Raw genomic sequence first — 14,387 nt, 5'->3', positions numbered from 1 at the left:
ACCCCATGGCCGTGCAAGATCTGCTCTCCCAGGATGAAATCGATGCCCTGCTGCACGGGGTCGACGATGGCATCGTCGAGACCGAGACCGATGCCGAGCCGGGCACCATCAAGGGCTACGACCTCACCAGCCAGGATCGTATCGTCCGCGGACGCATGCCGACCCTGGAGATGATCAACGAGCGCTTCGCCCGCTACACTCGGGTGAGCATGTTCAACCTGCTGCGGCGCTCGGCGGACGTGTCCGTGGGCGGCGTGCAGGTCACCAAGTTCGGCGAGTACATCCATTCGCTGTACGTGCCCACCAGCCTCAACATGGTCAAGATGAAGCCCTTGCGCGGGACCGCGCTGTTCATCCTCGACGCCCGGCTGGTGTTCAAGCTGGTGGACAACTTCTTCGGCGGCGACGGCCGCCACGCCAAGATCGAAGGCCGCGAATTCACCCCCACCGAGTTGCGCGTGGTACGCATGGTGCTGGACCAGTGCTTCATCGACCTCAAGGAAGCCTGGGGCGCCATGCTCGACTGCCAGTTCGAGTACATGAACTCCGAGGTCAACCCAGCGCTGGCCAACATCGTCAGCCCCAGCGAAGTGGTGGTGGTGAGCACCTTCAACATCGAACTGGACGGTGGCGGCGGCGAGTTGCACGTGACCATGCCCTATTCGATGATCGAGCCGATCCGCGAGATGCTCGACGCCGGTTTCCAGTCGGACGTGGACGACCAGGACGAGCGCTGGGTCAAAGCCCTGCGCGAGGACCTGCTGGATGTCCGGGTACCCCTGGAGGCGACGGTTGTCCGGCGCCAACTCAAACTCCGCGATATCCTCAACATGCAGCCCGGCGATGTGATTCCGGTGGAGATGCCGGAGGAAATGCTGATGAGGGCCAATGGCATGCCGACCTTCAAGGTCAAGATGGGGGCGCGCAAGGGCAACCTGGCCCTGCAGATCCTCGAACCGGTCAGCCGCAGTCGCTGAGCGAAAACAGTTTTTCCGTTCGGGCCGAGGCCCGGCGTAGCACGAGACCCAGACGATGGCAGACAACCCCGAAGAACAAGCCCTGGCGGACGAATGGGCCGCGGCCCTGGTCGAGGCCGGCGATGCCAGCCAGGATGACATCGACGCCCTGATGGCCCAGGGCACCCAGGTGGAAGCCCCCAAGCCACCCAAGGCACCGGTCGAGGAATTCGGGCACAGCAGTGGCGGCCTGGCGGTGAGCGGCATGGAAGGTCCCAACCTGGACGTGATCCTGGACATTCCGGTGACCATTTCCATGGAGGTGGGCCACACCGACATCTCCATCCGCAACCTGCTGCAACTCAACCAGGGCTCGGTGATCGAGCTCGACCGTCTGGCTGGCGAGCCACTGGACGTGCTGGTGAATGGTACGCTGATCGCCCACGGTGAGGTGGTGGTGGTGAACGAGAAATTCGGGATCCGGCTGACCGACGTCATCAGTCCTACGGAACGTATCAAGAAGCTGCGGTGATCCATGAAGAGTCTGCTCCTGCCGCTGGGTCTCCTGCCCCTGACCGCGCGCGCTGCCGAAGCCACCAGCCCGGGGTTGGATGTAGGGGCCCAGCTCGGGCAGTTGCTGCTGGGCCTGCTGCTGGTCATCGGCCTGATCCTCGGCCTGGCCTGGCTGGTGCGCCGCGTGCAGCAGCAGGGCCCGCGAGGCCAGCAGGCGATCAAGGTGATCTCGACCCAGCATCTGGGTCCGCGCGAGCGCCTGGTGCTGGTCCAGGTCGGTCAGGAGCAGTTGCTGATCGGCGTCGCGGGCGGCCGCATCACGCCGCTGCACACCCTGCGCGAGCCGGTACGGCTGGGCGAGACGGATACGCCGCCGCCGGAATTCGCCCAGCGGCTGCTGGAACTCATCAGCCGCGACCCCAAGGCGAAGCCATGACCCTTTCGCGTCTACCGGCCGGCCTGGGCCGTAACCTGGGGTGGCTGTTGGGGCTGGCCGTGCTGCTGTTCGCGCCCCTGGCGCTGGCGCAGCAGGCCGGGCAGGGCAATCCGCTGTCGGTGCCGGCCATCACCCTGAGCACCAACGCCCAGGGCCAGCAGGAGTACTCGGTCAGCCTGCAGATCCTGCTGATCATGACGGCGCTGAGCTTCATCCCGGCGTTCGTCATGCTGATGACCAGCTTCACCCGCATCGTCATCGTCTTCGCCATCCTGCGCCAGGCGCTGGGCCTGCAGACTACGCCGTCCAACCAGGTGCTGGTGGGCATGGCGCTGTTCCTGTCGCTGTTCATCATGGCGCCGGTGTTCGATCGCATCAACACCACCGCCGTGCAGCCCTACCTGAACGAGCAGCTCAGCGCCCAGGATGCCATCGACCGCGCCCAGGTGCCGATGAAGGACTTCATGCTGGGGCAGACCCGGCAATCGGACCTGGACCTGTTCATGCGGCTGTCCAAGCGCACCGACATCCCCAGCGCCGACCAGGCGCCGCTGTCGATCCTGGTCCCGGCCTTCGTCACCTCCGAACTCAAGACCGCCTTCCAGATCGGCTTCATGATCTTCATTCCCTTCCTGGTCATCGACCTGGTGATCGCCAGCGTGCTGATGGCCATGGGCATGATGATGCTGTCGCCGATGATCATCTCCCTGCCGTTCAAGCTGATGCTGTTCGTGCTGGTGGACGGCTGGGCGCTGATCATGGGCACCCTGGCCAGTAGCTTCGGCACCGTCTAGCGGTGCCCCTAAGCGTGGAGAAGCGCAATGACCCCTGAAGTCGCCGTCGATCTGTTCCGCCAGGGTCTCTGGCTCACCGCCCTGCTGGTGGCGGTATTGGTGGTGCCGAGTCTGATCGTCGGCCTGATCGTGGCGGTGTTCCAGGCCGCGACCCAGATCAACGAACAGACCCTGAGCTTCCTGCCGCGCCTGATCGTCACCCTGCTGACGCTGATCGTCCTGGGGCCCTGGATGGTCAGGCAGCTGATGGAATTCATCCAGACCTCGGTCGCCAACATCCCGCGGCTGATCGGCTAGCCCATGCTCGCGCTCAGCGACGCCCAGATCGGCGGCTGGGTCGGCAGCTTCCTGTTCCCGTTGTTCCGCATCGCCGCGCTGCTGATGACCATGCCGATCATCGGCACCACCCTGGTCCCGGTGCGGGTGCGGATGTACCTGGCGCTGGCGCTCAGCCTGGTGCTGGTCCCCACGCTGCCGCCCATGCCGCAGGTGGACGCCATCAGCGTCCAGGCGCTGCCGCTGATCGTCGAGCAGATCCTCATCGGCGCAGTGATGGGGTTCAGCCTGCAGCTGTTCTTCCATGTCTTCGTGGTGGCGGGGCAGATCATCTCGACCCAGGCCGGCCTGAGCTTCGCGTCCATGATCGATCCGGTCAACGGCGCCTCGGCACCGGTGATGGGCCAGTTCTTCACCATGCTGGTGACCCTGCTGTTCCTGGCCATGAACGGCCACCTGGTGGTCTTCGAGATCCTCGCGGAAAGCTTCGTCACCCTGCCAGTGGGCGACACCCTGAGCGTCGAGCACTTCCGCCAGCTGGCGGGTCGCCTGGGCTGGGTGATAGGTGCGGGAATCCTGCTGGTATTGCCGGCGATCACCGCGCTGCTGGTAGTCAATATCGCCTTCGGCATCATGACCCGCGCGGCGCCCCAGCTGAACATCTTTTCCGTTGGCATGCCGCTGATCGTGGTGCTGGGCATGGTGATCGTCTGGCTCGGTACCGCGGATATCCTGTCCCATTACGAAAGTCTCGCCAGCGAGGCGCTGCAATGGCTGCGCGAACTCGCCCGAGCCCGCTAGGAGGGCTATCGCATGGCTGAATCCGATGGCGAAGACCGGACAGAAGACCCCACCGAGAAACGCAAGCGTGAGTCTCGGGAGGAGGGTCAGCTCCCGCGCTCACGCGAACTCGGCACCGTGGCGGTCATGCTGGCGGGGGTGGGTGGCCTGCTGATGTATGGCGCCTTCCTCGGCGGCAAGCTGCTGGAAGTGATGCGCGCCAATTTCTCACTCCGCCGGGAAGAGGTGATGGACGAGCGCTTCATGGGCACCTTCCTGCTGGCCTCGGGCAAGGCGGCGATGCTGGGCATGCTGCCGATGATCGTCCTGGTGGTGATCGCGGCCATCGTCGGCCACATCGCCCTGGGCGGCTTCCTGTTCTCCAGCAAGGTGCTGGCGCCCAAGGCGAGCCGGATGAACCCGCTGTCCGGCATCACCCGGATGTTTTCCAAGAATTCCCTGGTGGAGTTGCTCAAGGCGCTGGGCAAGTTCTTCATCATCCTCGGCGTGTCGGTGCTGGTGCTGATGAACGAGCGCACGGCGCTGCTGCAGATCGCCAAACTGCCGGTAGAGCAGGCGCTGCTGCACAGCATCCAGGTGGTCGGCCATGCCACCCTGTTGCTGGCCTTCGGCCTGCTGATCATCGCCGCCATCGACGTCCCCTTCCAGATCTTCAGCAACCGCAAGAAGCTGATGATGACCAAGCAGGAGATCAAGGACGAGTACAAGGACAGCGAGGGCAAGCCGGAGGTCAAGGGCAAGATCCGCCAGATGCAGCGGCAGATGGCCCAGCGGCGGATGATGGCGGAGGTGCCCAACGCCGATGTGGTCATCACCAACCCGACCCACTTCGCCGTGGCGCTGAAATACGATGCGGCCAAGGGCGGGGCCCCGGTGCTGGTGGCCAAGGGCAGCGACTTCACCGCCCTGAAGATCCGCGAGATCGCCCAGGAGCATCAGGTCTCGCTGCTGGAATCGCCCGGCCTGGCGCGGGCGGTGTACTACTCCACCGACGTGGACCAGGAAATTCCCGCCGGTCTCTACGTGGCGGTGGCCCAGGTACTCGCCTACGTCTATCAGCTCCGGCAATTCCGCGCCGGGCGCGGCCGCAAGCCCAAGCTCGCCGACCTGCCCATCCCGCAGGATCTGCGACGGGACGAGCAGGGCAAGGCTCCTACTTGATGACGCCGCAGATGATGCGGGCGCCGCCACCGCCCAGGGGCTTGGGCTGGTCGGCGTAGTTGTCGCCGCCGGCGTGGATCATCAGGGCATGGCCCTTGAGTTCTTCCAGGCGCTTCAGGCGCGGGGCCAGCACCGGTTGGGTCGCCTGGCCATCGGCCGTCACGTACAGAGCCGGCAATTCTCCCAGGTGGCCGTCATCCGACCAGGGCGCGCTGTGCTTGCCGGTGTTGCGCGGATCGAGGTGGCCGCCCGCGGCGCCTCCGGCGGTCGTCTTGCCATCCACCTCGGCCGGGCCGCAGTTGGGCTTGGTATGCACATGGAAGCCGTGGATGCCAGGTTCCAGGCCCTTGAGCTCGGGCGTGAACACCAGGCCGTACTTGGAGCGGGTCACCTGGACGCTGCCGACGCTTTCGCCCACGCCGTCGGTCGAGATCTTGTTCATGGGAATGCTCAGGGAGTCGGCGGCCTGGGCGGTACCGGCCAGGCAGGTGGCCAACAGCGTCGCGGTCCAGATTTTCATGGTGATGATGCTCCGATGGGCGCGCTAGCGCGGGTCCTAGACAGACCCGCGTCCTTCCCGCGCGGTTCAGCGAGCGCCGCGAGCGATCCGTTACCAGTCCTGTAGCACCCGTGGAAAACCTCGCTGATTCAAGGTGTTGAGCAGTTGGCCCGGAGCTTGCTCAAGCCCCTGCGAACAGTGCGCTGCGTCAACTTTCCGTGACGACGGCGCCGCCAAGCGAGGAATGGGTGTGAAAGTCGACAAATCCCTGATGATGGGCAACATGCGCGGTCTGGCCCGTGGCAACCTGGGCGTGCCGCTGGCCGTCCTGGCGATGCTCGCCATGATGACCCTGCCGATGCCGCCGTTCCTGCTGGACGTGCTGTTCACCTTCAACATCGCCCTGTCGATCGTGGTCCTGCTGGTCAGCGTCTATGCCCTGCGGCCGCTGGATTTCGCCGTCTTCCCGACCATCCTGCTGGTGTCGACCCTGCTGCGCCTGGCGCTCAACGTGGCCTCCAGCCGTGTGGTGCTGCTGCACGGCCAGGACGGCCACGATGCCGCGGGCAAGGTCATCCAGGCCTTCGGTGAGGTGGTGGTCGGCGGCAACTACGTGGTCGGTGCGGTGGTGTTCGCCATCCTCATGATCATCAACTTCGTGGTGGTGACCAAGGGTGCCGGCCGGATCTCCGAGGTCTCGGCCCGTTTCACCCTGGACGCCATGCCCGGCAAGCAGATGGCCATCGACGCCGACCTAAACGCCGGCATCATCGACCAGGCCGAAGCCAAGAAGCGCCGGACCGAAGTGGGCCAGGAAGCCGACTTCTACGGCTCGATGGACGGTGCCAGCAAGTTCGTCCGCGGTGACGCCATCGCCGGCCTGCTGATCCTCTTCATCAACCTCATCGGCGGCATGGCCATCGGCATGGCCCAGCACGGCCTGCCGTTCGGCGACGCCGCGCGCATCTACGCCCTGCTGACCATCGGTGACGGCCTGGTCGCCCAGGTCCCCTCGCTGCTGCTGTCGGTGGCCGCCGCCATCATGGTTACCCGGGTGTCCTCCGCCGAGGACATGGGCCAGCAGGTCAACCGCCAGATGTTCGCCTCGCCCAAGGCGCTGGCGGTGTCCGCGTTCATCATCATCGCCATGGGCCTGGTGCCGGGCATGCCGCACCTGCCGTTCCTCGGCCTGGGCGGTGGCGCCGCCGCCGGTGCCTGGATGATCTACAAGCGTCAGCGCCAGGCCAAGCAGACCGCCGAGGTGGAAGCCAAGAAGCAGCAGGAACTGGCACCGGTGCAGCGTCCGGCGGAGGCCAAGGAGCTGGGCTGGGACGACGTGACCCCGGTGGACATGGTCGGTCTGGAAGTCGGCTACCGCCTGATCCCCATGGTCGACCGCAACCAGGGTGGCCAGCTGCTGGCGCGGATCAAGGGCGTACGCAAGAAGCTCTCCCAGGACCTCGGCTTCCTCATGCCGTCGGTGCACATCCGCGACAACCTGGACCTGCTGCCCAACGCCTATCGCCTGACGCTCATGGGCGTCAGCGTCGCCGAGGCCGAGATCTATCCCGACCGCGAGCTGGCCATCAACCCCGGCCAGGTCTATGGCACCCTCAATGGTGTCGCCGCCAAGGATCCGGCATTCGGTCTGGAAGCCGTCTGGATCGACGTCACCCAGCGCGACCAGGCCCAGTCCCTCGGCTACACCGTGGTCGACGCCAGCACCGTGGTCGCCACCCACCTCAACCAGATCCTCTTCAAGCACGCCCACGAGCTGATCGGCCACGAGGAAGTCCAGCAACTGCTGCAGGTGCTGGCCAAGAGTTCGCCCAAGCTGGCCGAGGAGCTGGTTCCCGGCATCGTCTCCCTGTCAACCCTGCTCAAGATCCTCCAGCAGCTGCTGCAGGAGCAGGTGCCGGTGCGCGACATCCGCACCATCGCCGAAGCCATCGCCAATGTCGGGCCGCGGAGTCAAGATCCCGCCGCCATTGCCGGTGCCGTGCGGGTCGCGCTATCGCGCGCAATCGTCCAGAACATCGTTGGAATGGAGCCTGAGCTGCCTGTTATCACCCTTGAGCCAAGGTTGGAACAGATGTTGCTAAGTAGTATGCAGAAGGCCGGTCAAGGCGCCGAGGACGGCATGTTCCTCGAGCCTGGCATGGCTGAAAAACTGCAGCGTTCCCTCGTCGAGGCGGCGCAGCGTCAGGAAATGATGGGTAAGCCAGTGGTGCTGCTGGTGGCCGGTGCGATCCGCGGGATGATGTCCCGCTTCGCACGGATGGCGGCGCCGAACATGAGTGTACTGGCCTACCAGGAAATTCCGGACAACAAGCAGGTCACCATCGTCGCTACCGTTGGCCAGAATGGCTGAGGTCTAGATCATGCAAGTCAAACGTTTCTTCGCCGCCGATATGCGTCAAGCCATGAAGCTGGTACGCGACGAGCTGGGCCCCGACGCCGCCATTCTCAGCAACCGCCGGGTCGCCGGCGGGGTCGAGTTGACCGCGGCGCTGGACTACCAGGCTCCCGCACCGGCTGCGCCCAACGCGGAGCTGCAGGCGGAGTTGCGCAAGACCCACGCGAAGATCGCCCAGGCCCATGCCGACCTCAGCATCCGCGCACCGGGTGTGCCCTCGGCCGCGCCCAAGGACAAGCAGCTGCTCGGCGCCATCAGCGCTGCCGACAGCCGTCGCGAGCCGCTGCTCGACGCCCCCCGCGCCGCCCAGTCGGCCGCCGCCGCTCCTGCCGCCAGCGCCGCGCCGGAAGACCGTCGCGCCCTGGAAGCCATGCGCAGCGAACTCAGTGGCCTGCGCGAACTGCTGGAAGTCCAGCTCGGTTCCATGGCCTGGACCCAGGTGCAGTCCACCCGTCCGCAGCAGGCCGGCCTCTGGCGCCGCCTGCAGCGCATGGGCCTGCCGGCCGACCTGGCCCGCCACCTGCTCGACAGCGTCGCCAAGATCCAGGACCCGCGCCACGCCTGGCGCATGCTGCTGGCCAATTTCGCCCAGCTGGCCAAGACCACCGACGCCAAGATCCTGGAGGAGGGCGGCATCGTCGCCTTCGTCGGTCCGGCCGGCATGGGCAAGACCACCACCCTGGCCAAGCTCGCCGCCAGCTACGTGCTCAAGTACGGCCCCCAGAGCCTGGCCCTGGTCAGCATGGACAGCTTCCGCATCGGCGCCCAGGAGCAGATCAAGACCCTCGGCCGCATCCTCGACGTACCTGTGACCCTGGTCGATCCGGGCCAGTCCCTGGCCCAGGCCCTGGCGCCCCTGGCGCGCAAGCGCCTGGTGCTGATCGACACCGCGGGCATGCCCGCCAACGATCCGGCGCTGAAGGCCCAGCTCGAAGCCCTGGCCAACCGCCAGCTGAAGATTCGCAACTACCTGGTGCTGGGTGTCACCAGCCAGAGCCAGGTGCTCAAGGCCGCCTACCACAGCTATCGCCGCTGCGGCCTGAGCGGTTGCGTGCTGACCAAGCTGGACGAGGCCGCCAGCCTCGGCGAAGCCCTGGGCCTGGCCATCAGCCAGCGCCTGCCGGTGGCTTATATCGCCGACGGCCCGCGCATCCCGGACGACCTGCATCCGGCCCGCAGCCACCAGCTGGTGAGTCGTGCGGTGAGCCTGCAGGCGCCGGAAGAGCCGAGCGAAGAAACCATGGCCGGGATGTTCGCCGGTCTGTACCAAAGCAATGCCCGCCGCGCCGGTTAGCGCAGACGAACGGTAGTGGTGCATTGCATGCCTGGGCACGCCAAATGCACTTAGTCTAAAGTGTGACGGATTTCAATCAAAGGTATCAGGCAATGGGTAGCATGCATCCCGTCCAAGTCATCGCGGTAACGGGCGGTAAAGGCGGTGTCGGCAAGACCAACGTGTCGGTCAACCTGGCCTTGGCCCTGGCCGATATCGGGCGGCGCGTCATGCTGCTCGACGCCGACCTGGGCCTTGCCAACATCGACGTTCTGCTGGGGCTCTCGCCCAAGCGCACCCTGGCCGACGTCATCTCCGGCGAGTGCGACCTGCGCGACGTCCTGCTGCAGGGACCGGGCGGCATCCGCATCGTCCCAGCGGCCTCGGGCACCCAGGCGATGGTCAATCTGACGCCGGCCCAGCACGCCGGCCTGATCCAGGCCTTCAGCGACATCAGCGAGAACCTCGACGTGCTCATCGTCGACACCGCGGCCGGTATCGGCGATCAGGTGGTCAGCTTCGTGCGCGCCGCCCAGGAAGTCCTGGTGGTGGTGTGCGACGAACCCACCTCCATCACCGATGCCTACGCCCTGATCAAGCTGCTCAATCGCGACCATGGCGTCACCCGTTTCCGGGTCCTGGCGAACATGGCGCTGACACCCCAGGAAGGCCGCAATCTCTTTGCTAAGCTGACCAAGGTGACCGACAGATTCCTGGATGTCGCCCTGCAGTACGTAGGTGCCATTCCGTTCGATGAAGCGGTGCGCAAAGCCGTGCAGAAACAGCGCCCCGTGTTCGAAGCCTTTCCGCGTGCCAAGGCCTCGCTGGCCTTCCGTGCGGTGGCTCAGAAAGTCGATGGCTGGCCACTGCCGGCCAATCCGCGCGGCCATCTCGAGTTTTTCGTCGAGCGCCTTGTGCAACCAGCCATCGGTACCCACGCATGACAGCATCCAGCGGGCTTCGCATGTACAGCAAAACCTCGGAACGTACCCAGCAGGAGCAGCTCATCAACCGCTATGCGCCGTTGGTGAAACGCATCGCCTACCACCTCCTGGCGCGGCTGCCAGCCAGCGTGCAGGTCGAAGACCTGATGCAGGCCGGCATGATCGGCCTGCTGGAGGCCTCGCGCAAATACGATGCGGGCAAGGGCGCCAGCTTCGAGACCTACGCCGGCATCCGCATCCGTGGCGCCATGCTCGACGAGGTCCGCAAGGGCGACTGGGCACCGCGCTCGGTGCACCGCAACACGCGCATGGTCACCGACGCCATTCGGGCGGTGGAAGCGCGCACCGGTCGCGACGCTAAAGATTCCGAAGTCGCGGCCGAACTTAAATTGAGTCTGGATGAGTACTACGGCATCCTTGGCGACACCATGGGGAGTCGCCTGTTCAGTTTCGACGACCTCATGGAGGGTGGTGAGCATGGGCTCGAGGAGAGCGGTTCGCATGAACTCGAACCCGGTCGCGGTCTGGAAGACGAGCGCTTCCGCAAGGCCCTGGCCGACGCCATCGCCAATCTTCCGGAGCGTGAACGCCTGGTGCTCTCGCTGTATTACGACGAGGAACTCAACCTCAAGGAAATCGGCGAGGTACTGGGCGTGAGCGAGTCACGCGTCTGCCAGCTCCACAGTCAATGCGCGGCACGCCTGCGGGCGCGGCTGGCGGAATGGCGTTCGCGTTAACCGGCTGGTACTCAGGCTACTACGATTGCTTAGGCGCGCCTCACGGCGTGTGTGCGGATTAGGACGGAGGTCGACTTGGACAAGAACATGAAAATCCTCATCGTGGACGATTTTTCCACGATGAGACGCATCATCAAGAATTTGCTGCGCGATCTGGGCTTCACCAACACCGCCGAAGCGGATGACGGCAACACCGCGCTGCCGATGCTGCAGAGCGGCAACTTCGATTTTCTCGTCACCGACTGGAACATGCCGGGCATGACCGGGATCGACCTGCTGCGCCAGGTCCGTGCCGACGCCCGCCTGAAGACCCTGCCGGTGCTGATGGTGACCGCCGAGGCCAAGCGCGAGCAGATCATCGAAGCCGCTCAGGCCGGGGTGAACGGCTATGTGGTCAAGCCTTTCACCGCCCAGGTGCTGAAAGAAAAGATCGACAAGATCTTCGAGCGGGTGAACGGCTGAAGAAAGCCGCGGGGACGTTATGGATCAGGTTGGCAGCAACAGCTTCAGCGACTTCGAGTCGAATCTAAAACAGCACGCCCAGGAACTGGTGAAATGCCTGGAGGGCGGCGACTTCGCCCAGGCCGTGCAGGTCATCAATGAACTCAATCAGCTTCGCGACCGGGGTCTCTACCAGGAAGTCGGCAAGCTGACCCGCGAGCTGCACAACGCCATCGTCAACTTCGAGATCGATCCGCGCGGCATGGCCGGCGAAGAGGTCTCCCAGATCAGCGATGCCACCGATCGTCTTTCCTACGTGGTGAAGATGACCGAGAACGCCGCCAACCGGACCATGGATCTGGTGGAGGAGAGCGCGCCCCTGGTGGGCAACTTCGGCGACGAGGCGCGCGCCGTGCACGCCGACTGGAAGAAGTTCATGCGCCGGGAAATGGGCGCGGACGAATTCCGCGAATTGGCCAAGCGCGTCGACACCTTCCTCAGCCACAGCGAGAGCAGCGCCGGACAATTGTCGGCCAAGCTCAACGACATCTTGCTGGCGCAGGACTACCAGGACCTCACCGGTCAGGTGATCAAGCGCGTGGTGAACCTCGTTGGCCAGATCGAGAAAGACCTCGTCAAGCTGGTGATGATGGCCAGCCAGGTCGATCGTTACACCGGCTTCAGTCACGATCACACCGCGCTGATCGAACAGAATCGAAAAGAAAAGACGATGAAGGGTGAAGGTCCGCAGATTCATGCCGATAAGCGTGAAGACGTTGTGGCTGCTCAGGTCGACGTCGACGATCTTCTATCCAGTCTGGGCTTCTGACCCAGACCCTTTTGGGGAGTGCAGGAATGAGCTTCGACGCCGATGAAGAAATCCTCCAGGATTTCCTGGTAGAGGCCGGCGAGATTCTCGAACAGTTGTCGGAACAATTGGTCGAGCTGGAAAGCCGCCCGGATGACATGGATCTGCTGAACGCCATTTTCCGTGGCTTCCATACCGTCAAGGGCGGTGCCGGGTTCCTGCAGCTCCATACCCTGGTCGAGTGCTGCCATATCGCGGAAAACGTGTTCGACATCCTGCGCAAGGGCGAACGCCGCGTGGATGCCGAATTGATGGATGTGGTGCTGCAGGCACTGGATTCCGTCAACGAAATGTTCAGTCAGGTCCGGGAGCGCCAGGAACCGACCCCGGCGACGCCCGAATTGCTGGCGGCGCTGGCCCGGCTGGCCGATCCGGCCGGCAGCGAGCCGGCTCCGGTCCCGGTCGCCCCCGTGCCTGCCGCGCCGGTGGTGGCTGCGCCAGCGCCCGCACCGGTCGCCGCCGAGGCGGCCACGCCGGAACTGAGCGACGCCGATTTCCAGAATCTGCTCGATGCCCTGGGCAGCGAGCCGGGCGCTGCGGTGGAAACCACCGCGAGCGCCGGTGGCGACGACATCACCGACGACGAGTTCGAAGCCCTGCTCGATCAGTTGCATGGCAAGGGCAAGTTCAACGATGCCCCGGCGGCGACGCCGACCGCCCCCGCCGTGGCCGCTGCTCCCGCAGCCGGCGCCGCGAGCGGCGACGACATCACCGACGACGAATTCGAAGCCCTGCTCGACGAGCTGCACGGCAAAGGCAAGTTCGTGGCGAGCGAGGCTGCAGCATCGGTTGCCTCCGCGCCCGCTGCCGCGGCGCCGGCAGCGGCCGGTGGCGACGACATCACCGACGACGAATTCGAATCCCTGCTCGACGAATTGCATGGCAAGGGCAAGTTCAGCGGACCCGCCGCGGCGGCCGAAGCGGTCGTGGCACCGGTTGCCGCGGTACCGGTAGCCGCTGCGCCACCGGCGCCTGCGCCGAAACCCGCTGCCGTGGCCGAGGCCGCCGCGCCCAAGCCGGCAGCGGCGCCCCCGGCCGAGCGCCCCACCAGCGAAGCGGAGACCACCGTACGGGTCGATACCGCGCGGCTGGACGAGATCATGAACATGGTCGGCGAGCTGGTACTGGTGCGTAACCGCCTGGTGCGCCTCGGCCTGAACAGCGGCGACGAGGCCATGGCCAAGGCAGTGTCCAACCTCGACGTGGTCACCGCCGATCTGCAGACCTCGGTCATGAAGACCCGGATGCAGCCGATCAAGAAGGTCTTCGGTCGCTTCCCGCGCCTGGTCCGCGACCTGGCGCGCAGCCTGAAGAAAGAGATCAACCTGGAGCTGGTCGGCGAAGAAACCGACCTGGACAAGAACCTGGTCGAGGCCCTGGCCGATCCGCTGGTGCACCTGGTGCGCAACGCGGTCGACCACGGCATCGAGGGGCCGGCCGAGCGCGAAGGCAACGGCAAGTCCCGCGCCGGGCGCGTGGTGCTCTCCGCGGAACAGGAAGGCGACCACATCCTGCTGTCGATCTCCGACGACGGCAAGGGCATGGACGCGGACCTGCTGCGCAACAAGGCGGTGGAGAAGGGCCTGCTGGACCGCGACGCGGCCGACCGCCTGACCGAGACCGAATGCTTCAACCTGATCTTCGCCCCGGGTTTCTCCACCAAGGCCGAGATCTCCGACATCTCCGGCCGTGGCGTGGGCATGGACGTGGTCAAGACCAAGATCAGCCAGCTCAACGGGACCCTGAACGTCTTCTCGACCAAGGGCCAGGGCTCCAAGATCGTCATCAAGGTGCCCCTGACCCTGGCGATCATGCCGACGCTGATGGTGATGCTGGGCAACCAGGCCTTCGCCTTCCCGCTGGTCAACGTTAACGAGATCTTCCACCTTGACCTGTCCCGCACCAACGTGGTGGACGGCCAGGAAGTGGTGGTGGTGCGCGACAAGGCGCTGCCGCTGTTCTACCTCAAGCGCTGGCTGGTGCCCAATGCGGCCCACGTCGAGCAAGGGGAGGGCCACGTGGTGATTCTCTCGGTGGGCACCCAGCGCATCGGCTTCGTGGTCGATCAACTGGTGGGCCAGGAAGAGGTGGTCATCAAGCCGCTCGGCAAGATGCTGCAGGGCACCCCCGGGATGTCCGGCGCCACCATCACCGGTGATGGCCGCATCGCACTGATCCTCGATGTGCCCAGCATGCTCAAGCGCTACGCCCGTCGCGGGCTCTGAGTCGGCCGAGTACGAGCGGCGTCGGGCCTGCGCCCGGCGCCTTCGGG

15 protein-coding genes are annotated in these 14,387 nt (G+C 65.3%); 14 read left to right on the top strand and 1 reads right to left on the bottom strand.

From position 1 onward, the window contains the following. Positions 1-5 precede the first annotated feature (5 nt). Genes fliM through flhB form a run of 7 tightly spaced genes read left to right on the top strand, consistent with a single transcriptional unit; the run spans position 6 to position 4,937 of the window. A complete protein-coding gene (gene fliM, locus FSV73_RS19615; protein ID WP_145010143.1) occupies positions 6-977 on the top strand; it encodes a flagellar motor switch protein FliM in 972 nt (323 codons plus the stop codon). Positions 978-1,032: 55 nt separating this feature from the next. Beyond that, entirely contained in the window at positions 1,033-1,488 is a 456-nt protein-coding gene (fliN, locus tag FSV73_RS19610) for a flagellar motor switch protein FliN (protein WP_145010140.1), read from the top strand. 3 nt (positions 1,489-1,491) lie between these two features. Next, positions 1,492-1,905 (top strand): flagellar biosynthetic protein FliO, encoded by a 414-nt coding sequence (fliO, locus tag FSV73_RS19605; RefSeq protein WP_145010137.1) that lies wholly within the window; start codon positions 1,492-1,494, stop codon positions 1,903-1,905. Continuing rightward, positions 1,902-2,699 (top strand): flagellar type III secretion system pore protein FliP, encoded by a 798-nt coding sequence (gene fliP, locus FSV73_RS19600; RefSeq protein WP_145010134.1) that lies wholly within the window; start codon positions 1,902-1,904, stop codon positions 2,697-2,699. Before fliO ends, fliP begins: the two co-directional genes overlap by 4 nt. A 27-nt stretch (positions 2,700-2,726) precedes the next feature. After that, on the top strand, positions 2,727-2,996 hold the full coding sequence (gene fliQ, locus FSV73_RS19595) for a flagellar biosynthesis protein FliQ (protein ID WP_027597972.1): 270 nt from the start codon (positions 2,727-2,729) through the stop codon (positions 2,994-2,996). Positions 2,997-2,999: 3 nt separating this feature from the next. Then, positions 3,000-3,776 (top strand): flagellar biosynthetic protein FliR, encoded by a 777-nt coding sequence (gene fliR / locus FSV73_RS19590; RefSeq protein ID WP_145010131.1) that lies wholly within the window; start codon positions 3,000-3,002, stop codon positions 3,774-3,776. Between the two features lie 12 nt (positions 3,777-3,788). Continuing rightward, positions 3,789-4,937, top strand: a complete 1,149-nt coding sequence (gene flhB, locus FSV73_RS19585) for a flagellar biosynthesis protein FlhB (RefSeq protein ID WP_145010128.1) — start codon at positions 3,789-3,791, stop codon at positions 4,935-4,937. Here the strand turns inward: flhB and sodC are convergent. Further along, positions 4,930-5,457: a superoxide dismutase family protein gene (gene sodC, locus FSV73_RS19580; RefSeq protein WP_145010125.1), complete on the bottom strand. Its 528-nt coding sequence runs from the start codon at positions 5,455-5,457 to the stop codon at positions 4,930-4,932. The two genes, flhB and sodC, sit on opposite strands and share 8 nt — an antisense overlap. A gap of 250 nt (positions 5,458-5,707) precedes the next feature. Between sodC and flhA the strand changes: the two genes are divergently transcribed. From flhA to FSV73_RS19545, 7 genes are all read left to right on the top strand, one after another. Then, positions 5,708-7,807: a flagellar biosynthesis protein FlhA gene (flhA, locus tag FSV73_RS19575; RefSeq protein WP_260856124.1), complete on the top strand. Its 2,100-nt coding sequence runs from the start codon at positions 5,708-5,710 to the stop codon at positions 7,805-7,807. A 10-nt stretch (positions 7,808-7,817) separates the two neighbouring features. Beyond that, entirely contained in the window at positions 7,818-9,146 is a 1,329-nt protein-coding gene (flhF, locus tag FSV73_RS19570) for a flagellar biosynthesis protein FlhF (protein ID WP_145010118.1), read from the top strand. A gap of 92 nt (positions 9,147-9,238) precedes the next feature. Then, on the top strand, positions 9,239-10,069 hold the full coding sequence (fleN, locus tag FSV73_RS19565; RefSeq protein WP_145010115.1) for a flagellar synthesis regulator FleN: 831 nt from the start codon (positions 9,239-9,241) through the stop codon (positions 10,067-10,069). Next, positions 10,066-10,806, top strand: a complete 741-nt coding sequence (gene fliA, locus FSV73_RS19560) for an RNA polymerase sigma factor FliA (RefSeq protein WP_027597968.1) — start codon at positions 10,066-10,068, stop codon at positions 10,804-10,806. The genes fleN and fliA overlap by 4 nt, the downstream gene beginning before the upstream one ends. Before the next feature lie 87 nt (positions 10,807-10,893). Then, positions 10,894-11,268 carry a chemotaxis response regulator CheY gene (locus FSV73_RS19555; RefSeq protein WP_169853335.1) on the top strand — a complete coding sequence of 125 codons (375 nt, stop codon included), beginning with the start codon at positions 10,894-10,896 and terminating at the stop codon, positions 11,266-11,268. Between the two features lie 19 nt (positions 11,269-11,287). Beyond that, complete coding sequence (locus FSV73_RS19550) at positions 11,288-12,076, top strand: protein phosphatase CheZ (protein WP_145010112.1); 789 nt, start codon at positions 11,288-11,290, stop codon at positions 12,074-12,076. Between the two features lie 26 nt (positions 12,077-12,102). Next, positions 12,103-14,340 carry a chemotaxis protein CheA gene (locus FSV73_RS19545; RefSeq protein ID WP_145010109.1) on the top strand — a complete coding sequence of 746 codons (2,238 nt, stop codon included), beginning with the start codon at positions 12,103-12,105 and terminating at the stop codon, positions 14,338-14,340. Positions 14,341-14,387: the final 47 nt, after the last annotated feature.

It is taken from the genome of Pseudomonas oryzihabitans, from assembly GCF_007665395.1.
Classification (GTDB): Bacteria; Pseudomonadota; Gammaproteobacteria; order Pseudomonadales; family Pseudomonadaceae; genus Chryseomonas; species Chryseomonas psychrotolerans_C.
This window is presented reverse-complemented; position numbering and strand designations above follow the sequence as displayed.

Bases quoted from the DNA above. Each gene is read 5' to 3' on its own strand.
- fliM (WP_145010143.1), top strand. From the start codon at position 6: ATGGCCGTGCAAGATCTGCTCTCCCAGGATGAAATCGATGCCCTGCTG.
- fliN (WP_145010140.1), top strand. From the start codon at position 1,033: ATGGCAGACAACCCCGAAGAACAAGCCCTGGCGGACGAATGGGCCGCG.
- fliO (WP_145010137.1), top strand. From the start codon at position 1,492: ATGAAGAGTCTGCTCCTGCCGCTGGGTCTCCTGCCCCTGACCGCGCGC.
- fliP (WP_145010134.1), top strand. From the start codon at position 1,902: ATGACCCTTTCGCGTCTACCGGCCGGCCTGGGCCGTAACCTGGGGTGG.
- fliQ (WP_027597972.1), top strand. From the start codon at position 2,727: ATGACCCCTGAAGTCGCCGTCGATCTGTTCCGCCAGGGTCTCTGGCTC.
- fliR (WP_145010131.1), top strand. From the start codon at position 3,000: ATGCTCGCGCTCAGCGACGCCCAGATCGGCGGCTGGGTCGGCAGCTTC.
- flhB (WP_145010128.1), top strand. From the start codon at position 3,789: ATGGCTGAATCCGATGGCGAAGACCGGACAGAAGACCCCACCGAGAAA.
- sodC (WP_145010125.1), bottom strand. From the start codon at position 5,457: ATGAAAATCTGGACCGCGACGCTGTTGGCCACCTGCCTGGCCGGTACC.
- flhA (WP_260856124.1), top strand. From the start codon at position 5,708: ATGATGGGCAACATGCGCGGTCTGGCCCGTGGCAACCTGGGCGTGCCG.
- flhF (WP_145010118.1), top strand. From the start codon at position 7,818: ATGCAAGTCAAACGTTTCTTCGCCGCCGATATGCGTCAAGCCATGAAG.
- fleN (WP_145010115.1), top strand. From the start codon at position 9,239: ATGGGTAGCATGCATCCCGTCCAAGTCATCGCGGTAACGGGCGGTAAA.
- fliA (WP_027597968.1), top strand. From the start codon at position 10,066: ATGACAGCATCCAGCGGGCTTCGCATGTACAGCAAAACCTCGGAACGT.
- FSV73_RS19555 (WP_169853335.1), top strand. From the start codon at position 10,894: ATGAAAATCCTCATCGTGGACGATTTTTCCACGATGAGACGCATCATC.
- FSV73_RS19550 (WP_145010112.1), top strand. From the start codon at position 11,288: ATGGATCAGGTTGGCAGCAACAGCTTCAGCGACTTCGAGTCGAATCTA.
- FSV73_RS19545 (WP_145010109.1), top strand. From the start codon at position 12,103: ATGAGCTTCGACGCCGATGAAGAAATCCTCCAGGATTTCCTGGTAGAG.